Origin of the sequence: Alcanivorax profundi, from assembly GCF_003597125.1 — a bacterium.
Lineage (GTDB): Bacteria > Pseudomonadota > Gammaproteobacteria > Pseudomonadales > Alcanivoracaceae > Alcanivorax > Alcanivorax profundi.
In genome coordinates this window covers 1-402 of the sequence record NZ_QYYA01000159.1, presented here as the reverse complement: position 1 = coordinate 402, position 402 = coordinate 1, and the positions used below count along the sequence as shown (strand labels likewise).

The window sequence follows — 402 nt, the reverse complement described above, 5'->3', positions numbered from 1 at the left end:
ATGAAGAGCATTTTCTAGGTGGTGAGATTACCAAGAAATGGAATACTTTCCTCTGTAACTATACCCACACCTATGAGATAGAGGTGGGGTTGAGTTCTTCAGGAACAGAATTTAGAAAGCCGGCTGTCTTCAAGGCCGTGGAGCGTGTGAACAAATATGTAAAGAAGAGCTATAAGTCGCAGCATATGACCAAAGAGGAGGCAATTCGAATCATGAGTCATGTACTGGATTGTGCAAACATCATCTGCCTGGAGAGTGATACTGCAGCCTTGGAGGAAGCTGCCGGTGATGCCAATACTGCAGAAGAGGCTTTGGCTTTCTTTGACCATATTAAATTGATAAATGTTTAGTTTTTAGCGTGATGAATAAAAATCTGAGTAAAATTCTGTTGTTAGCGTCTAT

1 protein-coding gene is annotated in these 402 nt (G+C 41.3%); it reads left to right on the top strand.

Going from position 1 to position 402, the window contains the following annotated elements; translation table 11 throughout:
* On the top strand, positions 1-350 hold a 350-nt coding region (locus tag D4A39_RS17860; protein WP_199699509.1), incomplete at its 5' end, for a hypothetical protein.
* Positions 351-402 lie beyond the last annotated feature (52 nt).